This window comes from Tsuneonella troitsensis (assembly GCF_001441535.1).
In the GTDB taxonomy this organism is placed as follows: Bacteria; Pseudomonadota; Alphaproteobacteria; order Sphingomonadales; family Sphingomonadaceae; genus Tsuneonella; species Tsuneonella troitsensis.
The window spans coordinates 355,472-374,591 of sequence record NZ_LMAU01000001.1 but is presented as its reverse complement, the minus strand read 5'-3'; the positions used below and the strand labels follow the sequence as shown (position 1 = coordinate 374,591).

The 19,120-nt window shown below is 66.1% G+C and carries 20 protein-coding genes; 9 read left to right on the top strand and 11 right to left on the bottom strand.

Translation table 11 applies throughout. From position 1 onward, the window contains the following. Positions 1 to 46: 46 nt before the first annotated feature. Positions 47 to 1,012 (bottom strand): AraC family transcriptional regulator, encoded by a 966-nt coding sequence (locus tag AR323_RS01845; protein ID WP_057882232.1) that lies wholly within the window; start codon positions 1,010 to 1,012, stop codon positions 47 to 49. A 345-nt stretch (positions 1,013 to 1,357) separates the two neighbouring features. Here AR323_RS01845 and AR323_RS01840 point away from each other — a divergent pair, with 345 nt between their 5' ends. From AR323_RS01840 to AR323_RS01830, 3 genes are all read left to right on the top strand, one after another. Then, complete coding sequence (locus tag AR323_RS01840; RefSeq protein WP_057882231.1) at positions 1,358 to 2,383, top strand: quinone-dependent dihydroorotate dehydrogenase; 1,026 nt, start codon at positions 1,358 to 1,360, stop codon at positions 2,381 to 2,383. Positions 2,384 to 2,393: 10 nt separating this feature from the next. Further along, on the top strand, positions 2,394 to 4,100 hold the full coding sequence (ggt, locus tag AR323_RS01835; RefSeq protein ID WP_057882230.1) for a gamma-glutamyltransferase: 1,707 nt from the start codon (positions 2,394 to 2,396) through the stop codon (positions 4,098 to 4,100). A gap of 96 nt (positions 4,101 to 4,196) precedes the next feature. Next, positions 4,197 to 5,993: an AMP-dependent synthetase/ligase gene (locus AR323_RS01830; RefSeq protein WP_057882229.1), complete on the top strand. Its 1,797-nt coding sequence runs from the start codon at positions 4,197 to 4,199 to the stop codon at positions 5,991 to 5,993. 544 nt (positions 5,994 to 6,537) lie between these two features. Here AR323_RS01830 and AR323_RS01825 read toward each other — a convergent pair. Further along, positions 6,538 to 7,647, bottom strand: coding sequence for a calcium:proton antiporter (locus AR323_RS01825; protein WP_057882228.1), 1,110 nt, complete (start codon positions 7,645 to 7,647; stop codon positions 6,538 to 6,540). Positions 7,648 to 7,699: 52 nt separating this feature from the next. Next, positions 7,700 to 8,227: a hypothetical protein gene (locus tag AR323_RS01820; RefSeq protein WP_057882227.1), complete on the bottom strand. Its 528-nt coding sequence runs from the start codon at positions 8,225 to 8,227 to the stop codon at positions 7,700 to 7,702. A 64-nt stretch (positions 8,228 to 8,291) separates the two neighbouring features. On the opposite strand from AR323_RS01820, the gene AR323_RS01815 reads away from it, so the two are divergent. Further along, on the top strand, positions 8,292 to 8,690 hold the full coding sequence (locus AR323_RS01815; protein ID WP_235510420.1) for a DUF1622 domain-containing protein: 399 nt from the start codon (positions 8,292 to 8,294) through the stop codon (positions 8,688 to 8,690). Here AR323_RS01815 and thiS read toward each other — a convergent pair. Both thiS and AR323_RS01805 read right to left on the bottom strand, forming a co-directional pair. After that, a complete protein-coding gene (gene thiS / locus AR323_RS01810) occupies positions 8,687 to 9,685 on the bottom strand; it encodes a sulfur carrier protein ThiS (RefSeq protein WP_083495191.1) in 999 nt (332 codons plus the stop codon). The genes AR323_RS01815 and thiS overlap by 4 nt on opposite strands. Then, on the bottom strand, positions 9,657 to 10,076 hold the full coding sequence (locus AR323_RS01805; protein WP_057882226.1) for a MerC domain-containing protein: 420 nt from the start codon (positions 10,074 to 10,076) through the stop codon (positions 9,657 to 9,659). Before AR323_RS01805 ends, thiS begins: the two co-directional genes overlap by 29 nt. Before the next feature lie 99 nt (positions 10,077 to 10,175). On the opposite strand from AR323_RS01805, the gene AR323_RS01800 reads away from it, so the two are divergent. The 4 genes from AR323_RS01800 (at position 10,176) to rpsI (ending at position 12,729) form a co-directional block, all read left to right on the top strand. Further along, positions 10,176 to 11,237, top strand: a complete 1,062-nt coding sequence (locus tag AR323_RS01800) for a COX15/CtaA family protein (RefSeq protein WP_057882225.1) — start codon at positions 10,176 to 10,178, stop codon at positions 11,235 to 11,237. Beyond that, positions 11,234 to 11,557, top strand: a complete 324-nt coding sequence (gene cutA, locus AR323_RS01795) for a divalent-cation tolerance protein CutA (RefSeq protein WP_235510419.1) — start codon at positions 11,234 to 11,236, stop codon at positions 11,555 to 11,557. Before AR323_RS01800 ends, cutA begins: the two co-directional genes overlap by 4 nt. 138 nt (positions 11,558 to 11,695) lie before the next feature. Continuing rightward, positions 11,696 to 12,175: a 50S ribosomal protein L13 gene (rplM, locus tag AR323_RS01790; RefSeq protein ID WP_057882223.1), complete on the top strand. Its 480-nt coding sequence runs from the start codon at positions 11,696 to 11,698 to the stop codon at positions 12,173 to 12,175. Next, positions 12,175 to 12,729, top strand: coding sequence for a 30S ribosomal protein S9 (rpsI, locus tag AR323_RS01785; RefSeq protein WP_057882222.1), 555 nt, complete (start codon positions 12,175 to 12,177; stop codon positions 12,727 to 12,729). Before rplM ends, rpsI begins: the two co-directional genes overlap by 1 nt. 81 nt (positions 12,730 to 12,810) lie before the next feature. On the opposite strand, the gene AR323_RS01780 is transcribed toward rpsI, so the two are convergent. Genes AR323_RS01780 through AR323_RS01770 form a run of 3 tightly spaced genes read right to left on the bottom strand, consistent with a single transcriptional unit; the run spans position 12,811 to position 14,815 of the window. Further along, a complete protein-coding gene (locus AR323_RS01780; protein WP_057882571.1) occupies positions 12,811 to 13,671 on the bottom strand; it encodes a metallophosphoesterase family protein in 861 nt (286 codons plus the stop codon). After that, positions 13,661 to 14,512: a diacylglycerol/lipid kinase family protein gene (locus tag AR323_RS01775; protein WP_057882221.1), complete on the bottom strand. Its 852-nt coding sequence runs from the start codon at positions 14,510 to 14,512 to the stop codon at positions 13,661 to 13,663. Before AR323_RS01775 ends, AR323_RS01780 begins: the two co-directional genes overlap by 11 nt. Before the next feature lie 36 nt (positions 14,513 to 14,548). Further along, positions 14,549 to 14,815 (bottom strand): hypothetical protein, encoded by a 267-nt coding sequence (locus tag AR323_RS01770; protein WP_057882220.1) that lies wholly within the window; start codon positions 14,813 to 14,815, stop codon positions 14,549 to 14,551. A gap of 210 nt (positions 14,816 to 15,025) precedes the next feature. Between AR323_RS01770 and AR323_RS01765 the strand changes: the two genes are divergently transcribed. Further along, positions 15,026 to 15,319, top strand: coding sequence for a UrcA family protein (locus tag AR323_RS01765; protein WP_057882219.1), 294 nt, complete (start codon positions 15,026 to 15,028; stop codon positions 15,317 to 15,319). Between the two features lie 131 nt (positions 15,320 to 15,450). On the opposite strand, the gene AR323_RS01760 is transcribed toward AR323_RS01765, so the two are convergent. From AR323_RS01760 to AR323_RS01750, 3 genes are all read right to left on the bottom strand, one after another. Beyond that, positions 15,451 to 16,215, bottom strand: coding sequence for a LytR/AlgR family response regulator transcription factor (locus AR323_RS01760; protein WP_057882218.1), 765 nt, complete (start codon positions 16,213 to 16,215; stop codon positions 15,451 to 15,453). Continuing rightward, positions 16,208 to 17,431, bottom strand: coding sequence for a sensor histidine kinase (locus AR323_RS01755; RefSeq protein ID WP_235510418.1), 1,224 nt, complete (start codon positions 17,429 to 17,431; stop codon positions 16,208 to 16,210). Before AR323_RS01755 ends, AR323_RS01760 begins: the two co-directional genes overlap by 8 nt. A gap of 79 nt (positions 17,432 to 17,510) precedes the next feature. Then, the gene (locus AR323_RS01750; protein ID WP_057882216.1) at positions 17,511 to 19,037 is read right to left on the bottom strand and encodes a fumarate hydratase; all 1,527 of its coding nucleotides are present in this window, start codon (positions 19,035 to 19,037) and stop codon (positions 17,511 to 17,513) included. Between the last annotated feature and the right edge of the window lie 83 nt (positions 19,038 to 19,120).

Here is a 19,120-nt window from a genome sequence, read left to right as displayed (position 1 = left end):
GCAACGGCGCTGCGGGCAATTCGGATTGATTCGTTCCGAATTGCAACTAGGCGCCGTCGCCCTCGGTTTCAAGCGGCGGCATCGGCGCGACGTTCGGCTTGATCTCGCGGAAATTGCGCACGTCGAGCAGTTGCCGCAGGATCGAATCGTCCTCTGCCAGCAGCCGGGCGGGCGTGCGCCCGGCGAATGCGCGGATTTCGCGGATCATGTGCGACTGGTCGTAGAATTCGTTGGTGAGCGCGGCGACCTGGTCGTCGGTCACCCCCGGCTGAGACAGCAGCGCGACGACGCGTGTTGCCCGATAGGCCCGGACGAGGTGGCTGGGACTCGACCCGTAATAGCGCGCAACCAGTCGTTGCACCTGGCGCGGCGAGTAATCGACCATGTCGTACAGGGCCTGCGGACTGGGATTGAAACCGGTTCCCAGCCACAACGGGATTCGCCGCATCAACTCGGCGTGACCGGCCGGAACCGGTCGCAGACGGGGGCGCAGGAATTCGGCCGCAAGCCCTACGAAATCGGTGCCGTCCATCCCCGGATCGGCGTCGTATCGGGCCCGGCATTCACGGCCGAGTTCGCGCGCGGCGACGCCCAGCACAGTGCCCATGTCGAACAAACGGTCGGTTGCCCGGTCTGCAGGAATACCGGTCAGGGCCGCCCAGCCGAGCGCGGAAAGCGCCGCTCCGAATGCATGGAACGGTCCGTCGACCTCGAACGGCGCGGCAATCGTCGTCGGGCCCTGGATCGTCTCGGGAAACGAGCGGTCGGTGCGTCCGTGGGGGTAGAGCATGCGCCCGCTACCGCGCAGGTATATCTGCAACTGGCCCACCGCAGCGGGCTGCACGTCGCGAATCAGCGGCTCGTCGCAGCGGAAGAGATAGAAGGTCGTGATATAGGGCTGGAGGTCTGCAGGCGGCGCGAGATAGTCGAGGCGAATCGATTCCGGCGCGGTCCATGCCGGATCCGCACCGTCGCCCTCATACCAGCCTGACCCGTCTGCGGGTCGATCCATATATTATGCGCCCCGTTTATAGGTTCGCGACCCCATCCGGATTAGCCCGAATGCACAGGCGATTCAATCTGCTGGCCGAACGGGATGGGAAGTGCCTCGACAGGGCAAAAAAAGGGGCGGCCCAAGCCGAAGCCCAGACCGCCCTGAAAGTGGAGGAACTCGTTGCGTAAAAGCCTCGAGCCCTTCGGGTCGCAGGCGCTCACTACCCTGATTCGAATTGGCCTGATTGTATGAAAGCGACGCGATTTCCGCCATTTCGGTGACATTTGTTGTAGGTTTTGGACAGGAACGGGACAGTTATGTGCGCTCGACAACCAAAGGGCATGGAGGCATAGCCCGGCCACAATGCTCTACCGCCTTGCCGCGCCCGCGCTGTTCGCGCTCGATCCCGAACGCGCCCATCGCCTGACGATCGCGGCGCTCAGGGTCGCCCCCAGGTTGCCGCCTCCCAAGCCGGGAGTCCTGGCGACCGAGGTGGCCGGGATCGCATTTTCCAATCCGGTCGGCCTCGCCGCGGGGTTCGACAAGGATGCCGAAGTGCCGGACGCCGCCCTCGGCCTCGGGTTCGGCTTCGTCGAGGTCGGATCGATCACCCCGCGCCCGCAGGCGGGCAACCCCAAGCCGCGCCTGTTCCGCCTTACCGCCGACCGCGCGGTCATCAACCGGATGGGATTCAACAACGGCGGGTCTGAGGCAGCGGTCGCACGCCTGCGAACACGCGAGCGCAGCGGCGTGCTGGGGATCAACGTGGGCGCGAACAAGGATTCGGCGGACCGCATCGCCGACTACCTGACCGGAATCGCCACCTTCGCCCCGTTTGCCAATTACCTGACGGTCAACGTGTCGTCTCCCAACACGCCCGGGCTGCGGGACTTGCAGTCCGAAGGCGAGCTCGCCGCGCTGCTGTCGGCGATCGCGGACGCCCGCACCGCCGAAACCCCGCCGGTTTTTCTGAAGGTCGCGCCCGATCTTGCCGACGGGGATCACGAGCGGATCGTTCGCGCCGCGATCGACCACGGGATCGCCGGCCTGATCGTGTCGAACACGACGATCACCCGCCCGCCGTTGCACTCGGCCCACGCGAGCGAGACGGGCGGCCTGTCGGGCGCCCCCCTGCGCGATCTCGCGCTCGCGCAGTTGCGCCGGTTCCGCGCCGTCGCGGGACGCGACCTGCCGCTGATCGGGGTGGGCGGGATCGCCAGCGCAGAGGATGCCTGGGCGCGCATTCGCGCCGGGGCGAGCCTGGTCCAGGTCTATAGCGCGCTCGTCTACGAAGGGCCCGGTCTCGCCCGGCGGATCGTCCGCGGATTGGAGCGGTGCCTGAAACGCGACGGGTTTACGTCGATTGCGGATGCGGTCGGGAGCGAGTAGCACCGGCGCGATGCTGCGTCGCTTCCTTGCCCCGTTCGCCGCGCTGCCGCTTCTCGCGGCCTGCGCCACCCTCCCCGCCGATACCGGTCCTGCGCCCGCCCTGACCGGCAACGTCAGCGCCGCCGATCCGCGCGCCGAGGATGCCGGCCTCGCCATGCTGCGCGCGGGCGGCAACGCCACCGATGCGGCGATCGCGACGATGATCGCGCTGACGGTGGTCGAACCGCAGAGCTCGGGCATCGGGGGCGGCGGCTTCATCGTCCGCGGTACCAGCGACGGCGACGTGACCTCGTTCGACGGGCGGGAGAAGGCCCCCGCCGGTGCGTTCCACGAATGGTTCTTCGACGAAAGCGGCAAGCTTCCCCCGTTCGACGCTTCGATCAAGAGCGGCCTGAGCGTGGGCGTGCCCGGCAACATCGCCGCCGCCGCGAAGGCCCACGCCGCGCACGGCAAGCTGCCTTGGGCCAGGCTGTTCGAGCCGGCGATCGCGCTGGCCCGCGACGGGTTCCGGATGAACCCGCGCCTCGTCAATTCGCTGACCCAGACCGCCGACCGTGCCGCGTGGACCCCTGCCGCGCGCGAATTGTATTACAATGCCGCGGGCAAGCCATTGCCCGCCGGCACGCTGATCCGCAACGAAGCGCTGGCCCAGACGCTCGAGGCGGTCGCCAAGGCCGGTCCGCAGGCATTCTACAAGGGCCCGCGCGCCGAAGCGCTCGCCGCGACGGTGGCCGCCGCAACCCCGCGACCCCGTCCGATGACCGCGGCCGATCTCGCCGCGTACGAGGCACAGGAACGCCCGTCCGTCTGTGGCACCTATCGTGGGTACCGCCTGTGCGGGATGGGACCGCCGAGCTCGGGCGGTATCGCCGTGCTCCAGATCCTCGAGATGCTCGAACGCTTCGACCTCAAGGCGCTGGGTGCCGACAACCCGGTGACCTGGCACCTGTTTCTCGAAGCGCAGCGCCTGGCCTATGCCGACCGCGAGCTGTACGCGGCGGACAGCGATTTCGTGGCCGTTCCGGTCGCCGGCCTGATCGATCCGGCCTACCTGTCCACGCGGTCCGCGCTGATCGATCCGGGCAAGACGATTGCCGCACCCAAGGCGGGGACCCCGCGCGGGGCACTGGCCGCTCTTGCCGATGGCGACGAGCCGGAAGAGCAGGGCACCTCCCACTTCTCCGCGACGGACGGCAACGGGACGATGGTCAGCTACACCTCGACCATCGAGAGCGCCTTCGGATCTGGGCTGATGTCGGGCGGGTTTTTCCTGAACAACGAACTGACCGATTTCAGCCGCTCCCCGCAAGTCGATGGCAAGCTCGTCGCCAACCGGGTGGAGGGCGGCAAGCGCCCACGCAGCTCGATGGCGCCGATGGTGGTGTGGGACCCGGCGGGCAAGCCGTTCCTGGTGATCGGCGCGGCAGGCGGCGGGACCATACCGGTGTCCACCACCCGGTCGATCATCGGGATCATCGATTTCGGAATGGACGCCGAAGCCGCCTTGGCGATGCCGTTCGTGATGGCGTTCGGCGACACGATTCTGGTCGAGAAGGGCACCTGGGCCGAAAGCGCGATCCCGCAGCTTCGCGCGCTGGGCCACACACAGTTCATGGCGCGCGAGGCGCCGATCAAGGTCAACGCGCTGCTGCGGACCCCGACCGGCTGGCAGAGCGCCCGCGAGCCGCGCATGGAAAGCCTGATCGACGCGCCATGACCGGCTGCGTCGCTTGCCGCTCGCGCCAAGCGGGCCTAGGGCGAAACCGACCGTAACGAACGGCATGGAATGCCTGGGAAAGAGGAGCGTGGGGCCTTGCGGCTGAGCGATATCGATTCGGCAAACAACCTCGTCGAGCTGTTCCTGAAGCGCGCGGATGCGCGCGGCGACCGTCCGTTCCTGGGCGAGAAGCGAGCGGGCGGCTGGCAGACCCATAGCTGGCGCGAGGTCGCCGATCAGGTCTGCGTGATGGCGGAGAACCTGCGCGCCCTGGGCCTCGACGCCGGCGACCGGGTGATGCTGGTGTCGGAGAACCGGCCCGAATGGTGCATCGCCGACCTGGCAATCATGGCCGCTGGCTGCGTGACGGTGCCCGCCTACACCACCAACACCGAACGCGACCACCAGCACATCCTCGACAATTCAGGCGCGCGTGCGGTGATCGTTTCGAACGAGAAACTGTCGGCCCCGCTGATCCCCGCGATCATGCGGTCCGGCATGGCTGAGCACCTGATCCCGATCGACGGCATTCGCAGCTATCAGGGCGGGCAGGTGGCCCTTCACCCGTGGTCGACCATGATCGAGGGCGATGCCGCGGCGGCGCGCGCCGCGGTCGAGGCCCGAATTGCGCAGATCGGGCGCGGCGATACGGCCTGCATCATCTACACTAGCGGCACCGGCGGAAGCCCGCGCGGGGTGCTGCAGCATCACGGCGCGATCCTGTGCAACGTGGCGGGCGCTGCCGAAGTGCTCGAGCAGGATTTCGGCCTCGACGACGACGAGCGGTTCCTGTCGTTCCTGCCGCTGAGCCATGCTTACGAACACACCGGCGGCCAGTACCTGCCGATCGGGGTCGGCGCGGAGATCTTCTATTCCGAGGGGCTGGAGAAGCTCGCCAGCAATATCGAGGAGACCCGCCCGACGCTGATGGTCGTCGTGCCGCGCCTGTTCGAAGTGCTCCGCACGCGCATCATGAAGCAGGTAGAAAAGCAGGGCAAAGTGCCCAACTACCTGATGACCCGCGCGCTGCAGATCGCCGCGCATCCCCGCAAGCGGCTGCGCGATCGCCCCGCCGACCTCCTGATCGAGAAGCTGCTGCGGCCCAAGGTCCGCCAGAAGTTCGGCGGACGGATCAAGGCGATGGTCAGCGGCGGCGCCCCGCTCAATCCCGAGGTCGGCAACTTCTTCGAGGCGATGGGCCTCACCATGCTCCAGGGATACGGCCAGACCGAGGCCGGGCCGGTGATCTCGTGCAACCGGCCCAGGGCGGGGATCAAGATGGACACCGTCGGCCCGCCGCTGAAGGGCGTCGAGGTGCGGATCGCAGAAGACGGGGAAATCCTCGTGCGCGGCGAACTGGTGATGCACGGTTACTGGCAGAACAAGCCGGAGACCGACAAGGCGCTCAAGGACGGGTGGCTGCACACCGGCGACATCGGTCATCTCGACGACAAGGGCCGCATCGTCATCACCGACCGCAAGAAGGACATGATCGTCAACGACAAGGGCGACAACGTCGCCCCGCAGAAGGTCGAGGGGATGCTGACCCTCCAGCCCGAGATCGCGCAGGCGATGGTGAGCGGCGACCGGCGGCCCTATCTCGTCGCGCTGCTCGTCCCCGATGCCGAGTGGGCGGTGGAATGGGCTAAGGCCAACGGCGAGAAGTTCGACATGAAGGCGCTGCAGGACCTGCCCGCCTTCCGCACCGCGGTGCGCGCCGCGGTCGACCGGACGAACCAGGACCTCTCGGTGATCGAGAAGGTCCGCCAGTTCGCCTTCGCGGACGAACCGTTCAGCACCGACAACGAGGAAATGACCCCCAGCCTCAAGATCCGCCGCCACAAGATCCGCGAGCGGTATGGGGCGCGGATGGACGCGTTATACAAAGGCTAGGGAGCCGTAGCTGAAAGGTGCCGCCGTATTTGGCCGAATTGACTAATGAGTGAATCGTAAGTCCGGCTAAGGGCAACCAACCTTTGAAGCATCTCCAGCGGCGAAACTCGCACCTCCCTAAGGTCGCGTTTCTGTGCCCGATACGCGCTCCAACGGAATATCACCTCACCGCTTTCCACTGAGATTGCGCCGTGGGCCAAGGCATTTCGCCACTCCGCTGCGACGCGAACTCCATCGAGCCATTTAACGGTTGCCCGCCCGTGGCCGCCGAAGTCGGCTCGACCTAGGACCTCCATTAAGCAACGTAGTCTTTCGGCAGGGGCTTCATGGAAGGCGATCTTTGGTAGTTCAACGCCCTCGTCAGCTAAATGATGAAGCTGGTCAGCAACGGCAGTCTCTATTCTACCGTGGATATTGAGCATCGCTCCTCGCCAAAGGGAGGCCAGCGCGCAGAGTTCGTTATTGGGTGCCCTTTGGATGGGGGGCGCATGGGATAAGTCCATGTAACCCAACTAATAGTCACGAGTTACATTTTCCTTGCCAGCTACGGCACGATCGTGATGAACAGGTAGGTCGCGAACAGCACGAGGTGGATGACGCCCTGTACGATGGTCGTTCGGCCGCGGCTCAGCGTGAGTGTCGCGACCAGCAGCGTCAGCGCGAGGAGGACGATGCCCTTCGCCGACAATCCAAGCTCGAGGTTCAGCCCCAGCAGCAGCGCGACACCGGCGACTGCCGGGATCGTCAGTCCGATCGCCGCCAGGGCAGACCCGATCGCAAGGTTGAGGCTGTTCTGCACTCGGTTGACCTTGGCCGCCCGGTAGGCCGCGAATCCTTCCGGCGCGAGGACCAGGGTCGCAATGATTATTCCGACGAGCGCTTGCGGAGCGCCGGCGGACCGCACGGCGCCTTCGATCGTCGGTGAAAGGTTCTTCGCGAGTACGACCACCGCAACAAGCGCGACGATCAGGACTCCCGCCGCCGCCATCGCCTTTGCACGGGGCACCGGCGGCTCATGCGCGTGATCGTCGGCTTCCTCGATATGATAGAGGAAGTGATCGCGGTGCCGCATCGTCTGCGCCATGACGAAGGTGGCGTAGACGACGAGCGAGATGATCGCGACGAACAGCAGCTGCTTGGAATTGTAGAACGCCCCTGCCGCCGAGACGGTGTAATTGGGCAGGACCAGCACCAGCACCGACAGGGTCGCGAGCATCGCAAGGCCCGCACTGACCCCCGCTTGGGTATAGCTCTGCTCGTGATGCAGGCGGCCGCCCGCCAGCAGGCAGATGCCGACGATGCCGTTGATGGTGATCATGATCGCGGCCATCAGAGTGTCGCGCGCCAGCGTCTGCGCCTGCGCGCCTTCGCCCAGCATGATCGAGACGATCAGCGAAACCTCGATCACGGTCACCGCGACTGCCAGTGTCAGCGTGCCGAACGGCTCACCTAGGTAATGCGCGAGGACTTCGGCCTGATAGACCGCCGCCATGATCGCCCCGGCCAGCAGCAGCCCCATGATCGCCGCGACCGGCAGTCCGGCGGGCTTCCCAAAGCCGATCGCCAGCGCGGCCACGATCGGTGCGATCACCGACCAGCGGGCCAATCCGAACAAGTTGCGAAGGTGGGGCTCGACAAGCTGGGCAGTGGGCATGGCCCATCCGTAGCCCGCAATAATGCCCGCGCCAATGGCGGGGTTTCAGCGATCAGGCGGCTTCGCGCTCGATGTATTCGGGAAAGAAGCTGGGCGCGCGGTCGGACCAGCCGGGCGCGGTCGCGGCGGCCTCGCTCAGCGATTGCAGCAGCACCTTGCGGCGGCTCGGCTTGATTTGCGGCAGTGCGCTTGCGGCGCAGAACGCGCTCGGCAGCCACGGCCGTGCATCGGCACCGATCAGGCGCTCGTAGAGGAAGCGGAAGGCCGAGAAGCTCTCGATGCGTTCCTGCGCCAGGTCGAACGCGGCGACGCGGGTCAGCTTGCCGATGAAGCCCTCGACGCATTCGAAGCCGGTCTCCTCGGGGATCGAGGCGCGGAGCACCTTGAGGTCCTGATAGGCGACATACTGGCTGCGGATCGCGGCGTTCTCGTCGGCGGTGCGGGCCCACAGCTTGAAGGCATCCTGCCGCCCCAGACCGATGTCGAGGCTGCGGCGGATATAACGCTGCTCGGCAGGCGTGAAGCTCGCGAACTCGCGCATTTCCGAAATCGTCATCGACGCAGCATGCTTGACGGCCATGGCCGGTAACCCCCTGTTGGGAGGAATGTCGCGCACGATGGTTAATTTCGCGTTAGCCTCGCGCATGACCGCGACCGGGGGACCCATGATCGAAGACTACGTCCAGATGCTCGCTCGGCTGCTCGAACTCGCCGGTGTCGCCACTATCCTCATCGGGGTGCTGGCGGCCACGTTCATCTTCCTGCGGCAGGGCTGGAGATCGACGTGGGGAGATGCCTACGAAAGTTTTCGCGCGAACCTGGGCCGCAGCATCCTGCTTGGTCTCGAGTTCCTGGTCGGCGCCGACATCATCAGCACGATCGTCGCGCCCCTTACACTGGAGAGCGTCGGCCTGCTGGCGCTGATAATCGTGATCCGCACTTTCCTGAGCTTTGCGCTCGAGACGGAGATCGAGGGCTGCTGGCCTTGGAAACGGAGCGCACTGCGCGCGACGCTGGACGGAAGGGCGGATGAGGGGCGCTAGATCAGCCCCGCCAGCGGACTGCTCGGATCGGCGTATTTGCGGGTCCCCATCCGGCCGGCGAGGTAGGCGTGGCGTCCCGCTTCGACGGCCAGCTTCATCGCGCGGGCCATGCGGATCGGGTCCTTCGCCTCGGCGATGGCGGTGTTCATGAGGACGCCGGTGCAGCCCAGCTCCATGGCGACCGCCGCGTCGCTCGCGGTGCCCACGCCCGCATCGACCAGAACGGGGACTTTCGCGCCCTCGACGATCAGGCGGATCGTCACGCGGTTCTGGATGCCGAGGCCCGAGCCGATCGGCGCGCCCAGCGGCATCACGGCGACCGCACCCGCGCTTTCGAGCTGCTGCGCGGCAATCGGATCGTCGACGCAGTAGACCATCGGCTTGAAACCCTCGTTGGCGAGAATTTCGGTCGCCTTCAGCGTCTCGCGCATGTCGGGATAGAGCGTGCGCGCCTCGCCCAGCACTTCGAGCTTCACCAGGTCCCAGCCGCCCGCCTCGCGCGCCAGGCGCAGCGTGCGGATGGCATCCTCGGCCGTGAAACACCCTGCGGTGTTGGGCAGGTAGGTTACTTTCTTCGGGTCGATGAAATCGGTCAACATCGGCGCCGATGGATCGCTGACGTTGACGCGCCGCACCGCCACGGTGACAATTTCAGCCCCCGAGGCCTCGAGCGCCGCGGCGTTCTGGGCGAAGTCCTTGTACTTGCCGGTGCCGACGATCAGGCGCGAACGGAACCGGTGGCCGGCGACTTCCCACGAATCATCAGTCGACGAAGCGTCCGCATGATCGCCGCCACCCACGAAGTGCACGATCTCCAGCGTGTCGCCGTCGGCCAGGGCAACGTCGCCCAGGGTCGAGCGCGGGGCGATCTCGCCATTGCGCTCGACCGCGACCTTTTCGGGCGCGAGGCCAAGTTCGCGGACGAGATCGGCAACGGTGGCGGCGGTGGTGCGGCGGCTTTCGCCGTTAACGGTCAGTGTCAGCGGTGCAGGCATGCTCGCCAGATAGCGAACAGCGGCAGGCGCGCAAGTTGAGGATGTGTCCGAGCGACACCAGCGCCACGCCGATAATGGTCAGGATCGCCTCTTCGAAGCCGTGCGGGACCGCGAGCGCGCCGCCCATGAAGGACAGGCCCGTCATCGCAGTGACGAACGGACCCGCGCGCCGATGCTTGAGCGCGCCCCACCCGATCGCGACCGCGGCGACGATCATCGCGAGCACCAGCCCGACTTCGTGGATGATCGGATCGCCCAGCAGTTCGCCGCCGAGCCCCAGCGAGGACACGAGCACGATCGTCGCGAGACAATGCACCGCGCACAGCGCCGACAGCGTGACGCCGACGCGGTCGAGGTTGCCTCGAATCGATGTGATGAATGCGTGTGCCATGGCTTGTGGGGTCATCTATGTAACGCTGTATCGTTACGCAAGGTTTCGTTGCCGCTGGATGCTTGCGATTCGCGTCCGGGCGGCCCATTTGCGCGGTCGATGGATATCGCCCTCGATCCGGCCGAACGCGCGCAAGGCAGCTTGGCGTCCCGGCTTCGCCCGCGCGCAATGGCGACATGGCTACTCGCCGTCGCCGCGCTCGTCACCCTCATGGTCGTGGTCGGCGGGATCACCCGGCTGACCGAATCCGGCCTCTCGATCACAGAATGGAAGCCGGTGACGGGCACGATCCCGCCGCTGAACGAAGCGCAATGGCAGGCCGAGTTCGCCAAGTATCAGGAAATTGGCGAGTACCGGCACGTCACCGGCCCCGCCGGAATGACGCTCGACGATTACAAGTTCATCTACTTCTGGGAGTGGTTCCACCGCCTGCTCGGGCGGGTGATCGGCCTCGCCTTCGCGATTCCGCTGGCGTGGTTCTGGATCAAGCAGGCGATACCGGCAGGCTACAAGGGCCGCCTCGTGGCGCTGCTCGCGCTTGGCGGAATGCAGGGCGCGTTCGGCTGGTTCATGGTCCGCTCGGGTGTGAACGAAACCTCGACCGACGTGAGCCATTTCTGGCTGTCCATCCACCTGCTCACCGCGCTGTTCACGCTGGCGGGACTGATCTGGACCGCGCTCGACCTGCGGGCTCTGGATCGGGATCCCGCAGCGCGTCCGGCCCGGATGACCGGGGTGGCGACGGTGACGAGCGCAGTGTTGTTCGTGCAGTTGCTGCTCGGCGCATGGGTCGCCGGGCTCGACGCGGGGCTGGCGTCCGACACCTGGCCGCTGATGCAGGGGCGGGTTGTCCCCGAATACGACGCGAGCCGCGGGTTCGTCTGGGCCGCGTTGCACGATCCGTTCCTGATCCATTTCCTGCACCGCTGGTGGGCGTGGGTCGCGGTCGCCTTTCTCGTCGTTCTCGCCCGCAGGGTGCGAGCGGTCGACCGCCGCGCGTCGATCGCGATCCATTCGGCTTTCGGCGTGCAGATCCTGCTCGGCATCGCGACCGTGCTGACGGGGGTCGACCTGTGGCTGGCGGTGCTGCACCAGTTCGTCGGCGCCCTGCTGGTCGCGGCGACGGCGTGGGGCGCGCACGCCATCGGTCGCGACCGGTGAGCAGCGGCTCCCCGGCGCTGATCTGGACCCCGATCGACACGCTCGCGAATGCACGCAATCTGGCGACTGCGGCCGTCGGGTCGGGTCTGGTCGCCTGCGCCAATGTGATCGGCCCGATGGAATCGCACTACGTCTGGAAGGGCCAGATGCAGTCGAGCATGGAATACGGCGTGCTCTTCAAGCTCGACGCCCGCACGCTCGATGCTGCGGTTTCGCTGGTCGAAGAGCTGCACACCTACGACGTGCCGGTGGTGATCGGATGGCTCGCCGACCGCGCGCCTACCGCGACCTTGGCCTTCCTTGCCAACGGCCTCGATTAGCGCACGGTATTATTTTACCTCTCCGCAAAGCCGCCCATTTGCTTGACTTTGCGGCCTCTCGCGCACAGATGCGCCGCTCCCGCGACCGGCCCGAATCGGCTGGCGCGATCACGTTCAGTCAACCAAGGTAACCCAGCCATGAAGGCGCTCAGCAAGATCACCCGGTCGATCAAGCCGGCCGAGGTCGAGAAGAAGTGGCACCTGATCGACGCCGATGGGCTCGTCGTCGGCCGCCTCGCTTCGATCATCGCCAACATTCTGCGCGGCAAGCACAAGCCGAGCTTCACCCCCCACGTCGACTGCGGCGATCACGTAATCGTGATCAACGCCGACAAGGTGCGGTTCACCGGCAACAAGCTGTCGGACAAGAAGTATTACAAGCACACCGGTTACGCCGGCGGCATCAAGGAAACGACTCCGGCCAAGGTGCTCGGAGGCCGCTTCCCCGAGCGCGTGCTGGAAAAGGCTGTCGAGCGGATGATCCCGCGCGGTCCGCTGGGCCGTCAGCAGATGAAGGCGCTGCACCTCTATAACGGGACCGAGCATCCGCATGCCGGAAACCAGCCCGAGACGCTCGACGTCGCTTCGATGAACCGCAAGAACAAGGTCACCGCGTAATGGCTGACGAGAACAACACCGTGTCGGATCTTGCCGACCTCAAGACCCTGTCGGGCGCCGGCGAAGCCCAGGCCGAGACTGCTGCCCCGACCGATGCCGCCGATGCGGACGTCGGGTTCAAGCCGGTCGTGAGCAACGCCCCGCTGCGCGAGCAGGAGCTCGACAAGCAGGGCCGTGCCTACGCCACCGGTCGCCGCAAGGACGCCACCGCGCGCGTCTGGCTAAAGCCCGGCACCGGCAAGATCACCGTCAACGGCCGCGATCAGGAAGTCTATTTCGCGCGTCCGACTCTGCGCCTCGTCATCGACCAGCCCTTCACGATCACCGATCGCCAGGGTCAGTACGATGTGGTCGCCACCGTCAAGGGCGGCGGGCTCTCGGGCCAGGCCGGTGCGGTCAAGCATGGCATCGCCCAAGCGCTTTCCAAGTACGAGCCGGCGCTGCGCGCCACCGTCAAGGCCGCCGGGTTCCTGACCCGCGACAGCCGCGTGGTCGAGCGCAAGAAGTACGGCCGTGCCAAGGCTCGCCGCAGCTTCCAGTTCAGCAAGCGCTGATCCGGGGCGAAAGCCTTACGATACCAGTTTCCGCGACGGCGGGAAGGAAGGGCGGCCTCGCAAGGGGTCGCCCTTTTCGTATCAGTAGAGCGGCGGATCGACCCGCGGCACGGCGTTGACCGGCGCCACGGGTTCTCCCGGGTCGCGCGGCGGCATCGCGTCTTCCGGCACCGAATCGATCTTCATCGCATCGGTGGGCACGTGCTGCAGGTTGCGCGCTTCGACGTGCAGCGACCCATCGGGCCCGAAGCGGAGTTCGTTGAAGCTTTGCGGGGTCGAACGGATGCGCTGCGAAAGGGTGCCCGCACCAATCATCCTGACCGGGCCGTTGACGGTCTGCTGCATCAGGTCGAACGGGTCATGGACATGCCCCGAAAGCACGGCGGTCACGTTGCGCTTCGCCAGTTCCGCCAAGGCCTTCGTCCCGCCGCGCGTCAGGGCCGTGCCGCGCGTGCCGACTTCGACCAGCGGGTGATGCACCGTGACGAGGATCTTCTTGCCCGGCGTGACCGCGTCGATCGCAGCAAGGCACTTGGCCAATGCCGCGTCGCTCACCCAGCCCTTCGACCAGTCGAGCCGCGGCTGCATCCGCGCCGCCGTCTTCAGCGAGACGATCGCGATACCCGGCAGATCGAGGTCGCGCTCGACCATCGCCTCCATGCCGTGAAACTTGCGATAGGGTGCGAAGAACCGTTCGTACGGATTGAAATACGGCAGGTCGTGATTGCCGACTTCGACCGTGACCGGCGCATCGAGCGACAGGATCCAGTCGCGTGCGGCGTCGAACTCGCGCCGACGCGCGCGCATTGTGAGGTCGCCGGTGATAAGCACCGCCGCCGGCTTGCGCTCGGTGATCTCTGCGGCGACCCAGTCGAGTGCGCGGTTATGTTCGAGCCCGAAATGGATATCGGACAGGTGAAACAGCAGCGTGCTATCGGCCATCCGCGATCCCAAGCAGATCGACGTCGAGCCTGTCGAGCGAAAAGCGGATCGAGCTTGACCCTTCGCTGCGCTCACCGTCGATCATCAGCGGAATCGGATCGCCTTCCAGCGAACGGCATTCCACCGTCGGGACGATGCCCAGGTCGTCGTGCGGACCCTCGCGGAAATCGCGTTTGAGGATGGCCATGCCCTGCTGGAGGTAATCGCCCAGGCCCTCGGCTGCGAAACCCTCGATGGCGATACCATCAGCCTTCGGGCAGAAACGCAGACCGGCATAACCGTCTTCCCGCCCGGCTTGCGGCTCCGAAAGACCGACCATCGGACCCACGGTACTGGTGGTGGCGGCGTCCCAGCCCTTCACGAGCATTTCGCCGACGTTCGCTTCGCGCAGCTCTTCACGCACATCGGCCCACTTCGCGCCTGGCCCGGCAAGCAGCTCGCACAGCGCCAGCACACCGTCGCCGCGGATGCAGTTGCGCCGGCGCACCGCCAGATGCCCCGCGCCGAGCATCTCGATGATGTCGAGTGGGGTGCGTTCGCCGAAGATTTCGCGCGCCAGCAGATTGAACGTGCCCCCGGGCAGCGGCAGAACTCGGCCCGAGAAGCCCTCGAGCCCGGCGATCGTGCGACTGAGCGTGCCGTCGCCGCCGTGCACCGCGACGAGACCCAGTCCGCCCCGGTTCGCGTCGGCAGCATCGGGCGTGCCGTCCTTGCAATCGACCACCTTGGTCGGCGCATATCCTGCTGCGCCCATCGCATCGACCATGGCGCGAAGCGCGTCGTCGTCGTGACTGCCGCTCGCACCGTTGTAGGTGAGCCAGGTTTCGCCGTGTGTGTCCATCCCGCCTAAGCGAAGGTCGTGCCTTCCGGTTCCCGGTCAGACGCGGCGCGTAAGGATCAGCCACACACCGAAGGCGTTGACCGCGGTATAGCCCGCATAGAGCCATGCGCTCCATTGCCCGCCTTGGGCGGCGAACAGCATCGCTGTCAGGAGGAGCATGAAATCGGTAACCAGCGTCACCCTCCCTCCCAACTGATGGACGAACCAGGGACTGCGACGAAGCATCGGGTGCCCGGATTTGCGGACGGCCTGAAGCATCGCGAAGTTGCCCATGCCCAGCAGGAAGATCGCGACCAGCGCCATATCTATCGATGTGGTGCACGCTTGTCGGTTGGCAATGACCGTTCGTCCGCCGTTTGCCCGCGTTCGTCGCGCCGGCCCCACCCTTATCGGACAAACGAAGAGGGTCGTCGACCGCATGCGGACGTACCGCGTCTCCCGGCGTAGAAAACAGCATCGGGGGTGAAAACTGGCTCCGCCTTTTGCGGGTCACTTCGATGAGGAGAATATGAGATGCGAACTGCACTTATTGCTCTGTCGGCCCTCGCCCTTGCGACCGGCGCACAGGCGAAGGACGACACATTCAGCGTCCGCTACGACGACTTGAACCTCGCCAGCGTCAGCGGGCAGAAGAAATTCGAGGCACGGATCGAGCGCGCCGTTCGCGACTTTTGCAGCGCCGACGAAGTGCTGACCGGAACGCGAGTTCAGCCTTCCGAGATCCGCACGTGCCTCAACCGGACGCGCGCATCGGCTCGGCAGCAGATGGCAGCGGTAATCCAGCGCGAGACCATGCTCGGCGGCTGACGCGTCGTCTAATGATAACGAAATGATGCTGCGTCCCCGCAGCATCAGGGCCCGGCCGGGATCAGCCCTCCCGCCGGGCCCGATCTTTTGTGACAACTGAGACCGGGCGGCGATTTGCCGCAAAGTGGGCGTCAGCGCCCAGCCATTGCCTTAACTCGTGACAGGTACGTGCGGCCGATGCGCAGCGCCTCGCCATCGGCGAGTTCGATCGACCAGACACCCAGTCCGTCGTGTCGCAGGCCGCGAATGCAGTCGCGCCGCAGGATCGTCGACCGGTGGATGCGGATGAACTGCGCCGGATCGAGCCGTTCCTCCAGCCCCGCAATGGTCTGGAGCAGCAAGTACGACCGATCGCCCAGGTGGAGCCGCACATAGTCGCGCTCAGCATCGATCCGGCTGACCTGCGATACCTCGATCCGCAGAAGCTCCGATCGGTGCGGAACCCACAGTTCCGTCAGCCAGCCATTGTCCGACCGTGCGCCCTGCTTGTCGCGCCGCACGAGCGCTCGATCGATCGCCCTGCCCAACCGCTCTGGCGTCACGGGCTTGAGAACGTAGTCGACCGCCTCGAGATCGAACGCTTCCACCGCGAAGTGTTCGTGCGCCGTCACAAAGATGATCGCCGGTCGCGTGGCGCGCTTCGCGAGCGCGCGGGCGACCGCCAGCCCGTCGAGTTCGGGCATCGTCATGTCCAGCAGCACGAGGTCAGGCGACAGCGCCTCGATCAATCGAAGCGCGGCGGCACCGTCACTCGCGGTGCCGACAACCTGCAATTCGGGTATCCGGCAGCAGATGATCTGCATCCGCTCGATCGCCAGCGGCTCGTCATCGACGATCAGCGCGCGAAGCGGCTGACCTTCGCGATCGCTGACGGAATGGAGCGCCGGCTCAGTCACGCGCCACCATCGGCAAACGCAGTTCGCTGCGATAGCCGCCCTCGACCGGTCCCGATACGATCGTCGCATCGGTGCCGAAACGCGCGATCAGCCGGTCGCGGACGTTGGCCAGTCCGATTCCGAAGCCGTGCTCCCCGCTGTCGGGCGATCCGGGTCCGTTGTCCTCGACCGTGAGCACGAGGCGATCGTACTCCTCGCGCGCGGTGATCGAGATCGTGACCGGGCGGGCGTTCGGAGCGACCGCGTATTTCACCGAATTCTCGACCAGCGGCTGCAGGATCATGCCGGGAACATACAGCTCCGCCAGATTTGCAGGCAAGTCGATTACGGTCCGGAGTCGATCGGGAAACCGGACCGACTCGATCGCCAGGTAATCCCGTTGCAATGCGATCTCGTCGGCCAGCATCACGTCGCCGGTCGGGTCTTCGGCCAGGCTGTGGCGGTAGAAGCTCGACAGGCGCTGGATCATTTCTTCCGCCCGGTCGCCCTTGCCCGTCATGACCAGGGCCGACAGCGAGTTGAAGGCGTTGAACAGGAAATGCGGGTTCACCTGATAGCGCAGGCTGCGCAGTTCCGCGGCCCGAGCGGCGCTGCGGAAACGCTCGCCGCGCCGCTCGGCCAGCCGGGCTCTGGCGCCTGCGAGCAGCGCGAAATAGATCGCCGCCCACGCGATGAGCAGGAAGTACTGGCTGAGCGCCACCTCCGCGAGGCGTACCCATTCCTCGCCTCGTTCGCTGGGTAGCACCACCGTGGCACGAGCGGATTTTCGACCCTCGAGCGGATCTCTCTGACCGCCCGCCGTCGTGGGGCCTTCGATGATGACGTTACCCAGTTCGTCGCGCCTCACGGAAAACCCGCGTTCTTCGGCCCGCTTGCTGTCCAGCTTGTCCTGCAGGCTTGCGAAGACGAGCTGGTTGGTCTGGGCGATCACGACGGCGGCGGGCATCGCGAGCAAGGCGGCGGCCGTGATCTGCAATGCCAGGGAGCGATGGTCGAATAGTCGGAGCAGGAGCCACAGCACGAACGTGATGACCACCGCGCTCCCGGTCACGAGCGCCCGGCGCCCGACGATATCGAACTGGTAGTCGAGCCCGACGATCGCCCCGCGGGCGGTGAAGATCACGAAGTAGGCGAGCCAGACGCCCACGATCGACAGGAGGACGACGCGCAGCGCCAGGCGGGCGGATTCGTCGTGAGTGGCAGGATGCTTTGTCAAAACGCGTTGCATCTAGGGGAAACAGTGTGCCGGTGGCCAGCGCGACAGTCGGACCCCGTGAGCGGTTCGTCGAGACCGGTCATGCGCTGGGCAGCAAGTTGCCCACCGCGATCCGCTCGCGCCACTCGGCAGGGGCCAGGGTGTGGACGTTGGCCCCGGTCGCATCGACTGCCACCGTTACCGGCATGTCCTCGACCCGGAACTCGTAGATCGCTTCCATTCCCAGATCCTCGAATGCAACCACTTTCGCCTCGCGGATCGCCCGCGCAACGAGATACGCGGCACCGCCCACCGCCATCAGGTAGGCGACCTTGTGCTTCGCGATCACCTCGGTCGCGCCCTGCCCCCGCTCGGCCTTGCCGATCATCGCCAGCAGGCCGAGGTCGAGCATCATGTCGGTAAACTTGTCCATCCGGGTCGCGGTCGTCGGGCCGGCGGGGCCGACCACTTCGCCCATCACCGGGTCCACCGGCCCGACATAGTAGATCGCACGTCCCTTGAACTCGACCGGTAGCGGCTCGCCCTTCTTGAGCATCTCTTCGATGCGTTTGTGCGCTGCATCGCGCCCGGTGAGCATCGCTCCGTTGAGGAGCAGCCGGTCGCCCGCCTTCCACCCGGACACCTCTTCGGGCGTCAGGGTATCGAGGTTGACCCGCTTCGCCGCCGCATCGGGCGTCCAGTGGACGTCGGGCCAGTCGGACAACTTAGGCGTCTCGAGGAAGCTCGGCCCCGAACCGTCGAGCGTGAAATGCGCGTGGCGGGTGGCGGCGCAGTTGGGGATCATCGCCACCGGCTTGCCCGCAGCGTGGCAGGGCCAGTCCCGGATCTTCACGTCGAGGATGGTGGAGAGGCCGCCAAGGCCCTGCGCACCGATGCCCAGCGCGTTGACCTTGTCGAAGATCTCGATCCGCAGCACCTCGATATCGCTCTGGGGACCGCGCGCCTTCAGCTGGGCCATGTCGATCGGCTCCATCAGGCTTTCCTTGGCGAGCTTCACGCAATGCTCGGCCGTGCCGCCGATACCGATGCCGAGCATGCCCGGCGGGCACCAGCCGGCGCCCATCTGGGGCAGCATCTCCAGCACCCAGTCGACGATCGAATCCGACGGATTCATCATCTTGAATTTCGACTTGTTTTCGCTGCCCCCACCCTTGGCGGCGACGTCGATCGAGACCGTACGGCCGGGGACCATCTCGACCGACAAGACGCACGGCGTATTGTCGCGCGTGTTGCGACGGGTGAAAGCCGGGTCTGCGAGGACCGAGGCGCGCAGCTTGTTCTCGGGATGATTGTAGGCGCGGCGCACGCCCTCGTCGACGACGTCCTGCAGCGAACGGTTCGATTCGAGGCGGCAATCCTGCCCCCACTTCACGAACACGTTGACGATGCCGGTGTCCTGGCAGATCGGGCGGTGACCTTCGGCACACATCCGGCTGTTGGTCAGGATCTGGGCGATCGCGTCCTTGGCTGCAGGTCCTTGTTCGGCGTCGTAGGCATCGCCCAGCGCGCGGATGTAGTCCATCGGGTGATAGTAGCTGATGAACTGCAGCGCATCGGCCACGCTGTCGATCAGGTCGTCCTCGCGGATGGTCGTCATGTCGCTCATCGGCCCGTCACTCCTTCTGATCGAATCGCCACAGGCGCGATAGGTTCGCGGGACTAGGGCGTCAAAGCGCTTGGCGGTTTCGA

Bases quoted from the DNA above. Each gene is read 5' to 3' on its own strand.
- AR323_RS01845 (WP_057882232.1), bottom strand. From the start codon at position 1,012: ATGGATCGACCCGCAGACGGGTCAGGCTGGTATGAGGGCGACGGTGCG.
- AR323_RS01840 (WP_057882231.1), top strand. From the start codon at position 1,358: ATGCTCTACCGCCTTGCCGCGCCCGCGCTGTTCGCGCTCGATCCCGAA.
- ggt (WP_057882230.1), top strand. From the start codon at position 2,394: ATGCTGCGTCGCTTCCTTGCCCCGTTCGCCGCGCTGCCGCTTCTCGCG.
- AR323_RS01825 (WP_057882228.1), bottom strand. From the start codon at position 7,647: ATGCCCACTGCCCAGCTTGTCGAGCCCCACCTTCGCAACTTGTTCGGA.
- AR323_RS01820 (WP_057882227.1), bottom strand. From the start codon at position 8,227: ATGGCCGTCAAGCATGCTGCGTCGATGACGATTTCGGAAATGCGCGAG.
- AR323_RS01815 (WP_235510420.1), top strand. From the start codon at position 8,292: ATGACCGCGACCGGGGGACCCATGATCGAAGACTACGTCCAGATGCTC.
- thiS (WP_083495191.1), bottom strand. From the start codon at position 9,685: ATGCCTGCACCGCTGACACTGACCGTTAACGGCGAAAGCCGCCGCACC.
- AR323_RS01805 (WP_057882226.1), bottom strand. From the start codon at position 10,076: ATGGCACACGCATTCATCACATCGATTCGAGGCAACCTCGACCGCGTC.
- AR323_RS01800 (WP_057882225.1), top strand. From the start codon at position 10,176: ATGGATATCGCCCTCGATCCGGCCGAACGCGCGCAAGGCAGCTTGGCG.
- rplM (WP_057882223.1), top strand. From the start codon at position 11,696: ATGAAGGCGCTCAGCAAGATCACCCGGTCGATCAAGCCGGCCGAGGTC.
- rpsI (WP_057882222.1), top strand. From the start codon at position 12,175: ATGGCTGACGAGAACAACACCGTGTCGGATCTTGCCGACCTCAAGACC.
- AR323_RS01780 (WP_057882571.1), bottom strand. From the start codon at position 13,671: ATGGCCGATAGCACGCTGCTGTTTCACCTGTCCGATATCCATTTCGGG.
- AR323_RS01775 (WP_057882221.1), bottom strand. From the start codon at position 14,512: ATGGACACACACGGCGAAACCTGGCTCACCTACAACGGTGCGAGCGGC.
- AR323_RS01770 (WP_057882220.1), bottom strand. From the start codon at position 14,815: ATGGCGCTGGTCGCGATCTTCCTGCTGGGCATGGGCAACTTCGCGATG.
- AR323_RS01765 (WP_057882219.1), top strand. From the start codon at position 15,026: ATGCGAACTGCACTTATTGCTCTGTCGGCCCTCGCCCTTGCGACCGGC.
- AR323_RS01750 (WP_057882216.1), bottom strand. From the start codon at position 19,037: ATGAGCGACATGACGACCATCCGCGAGGACGACCTGATCGACAGCGTG.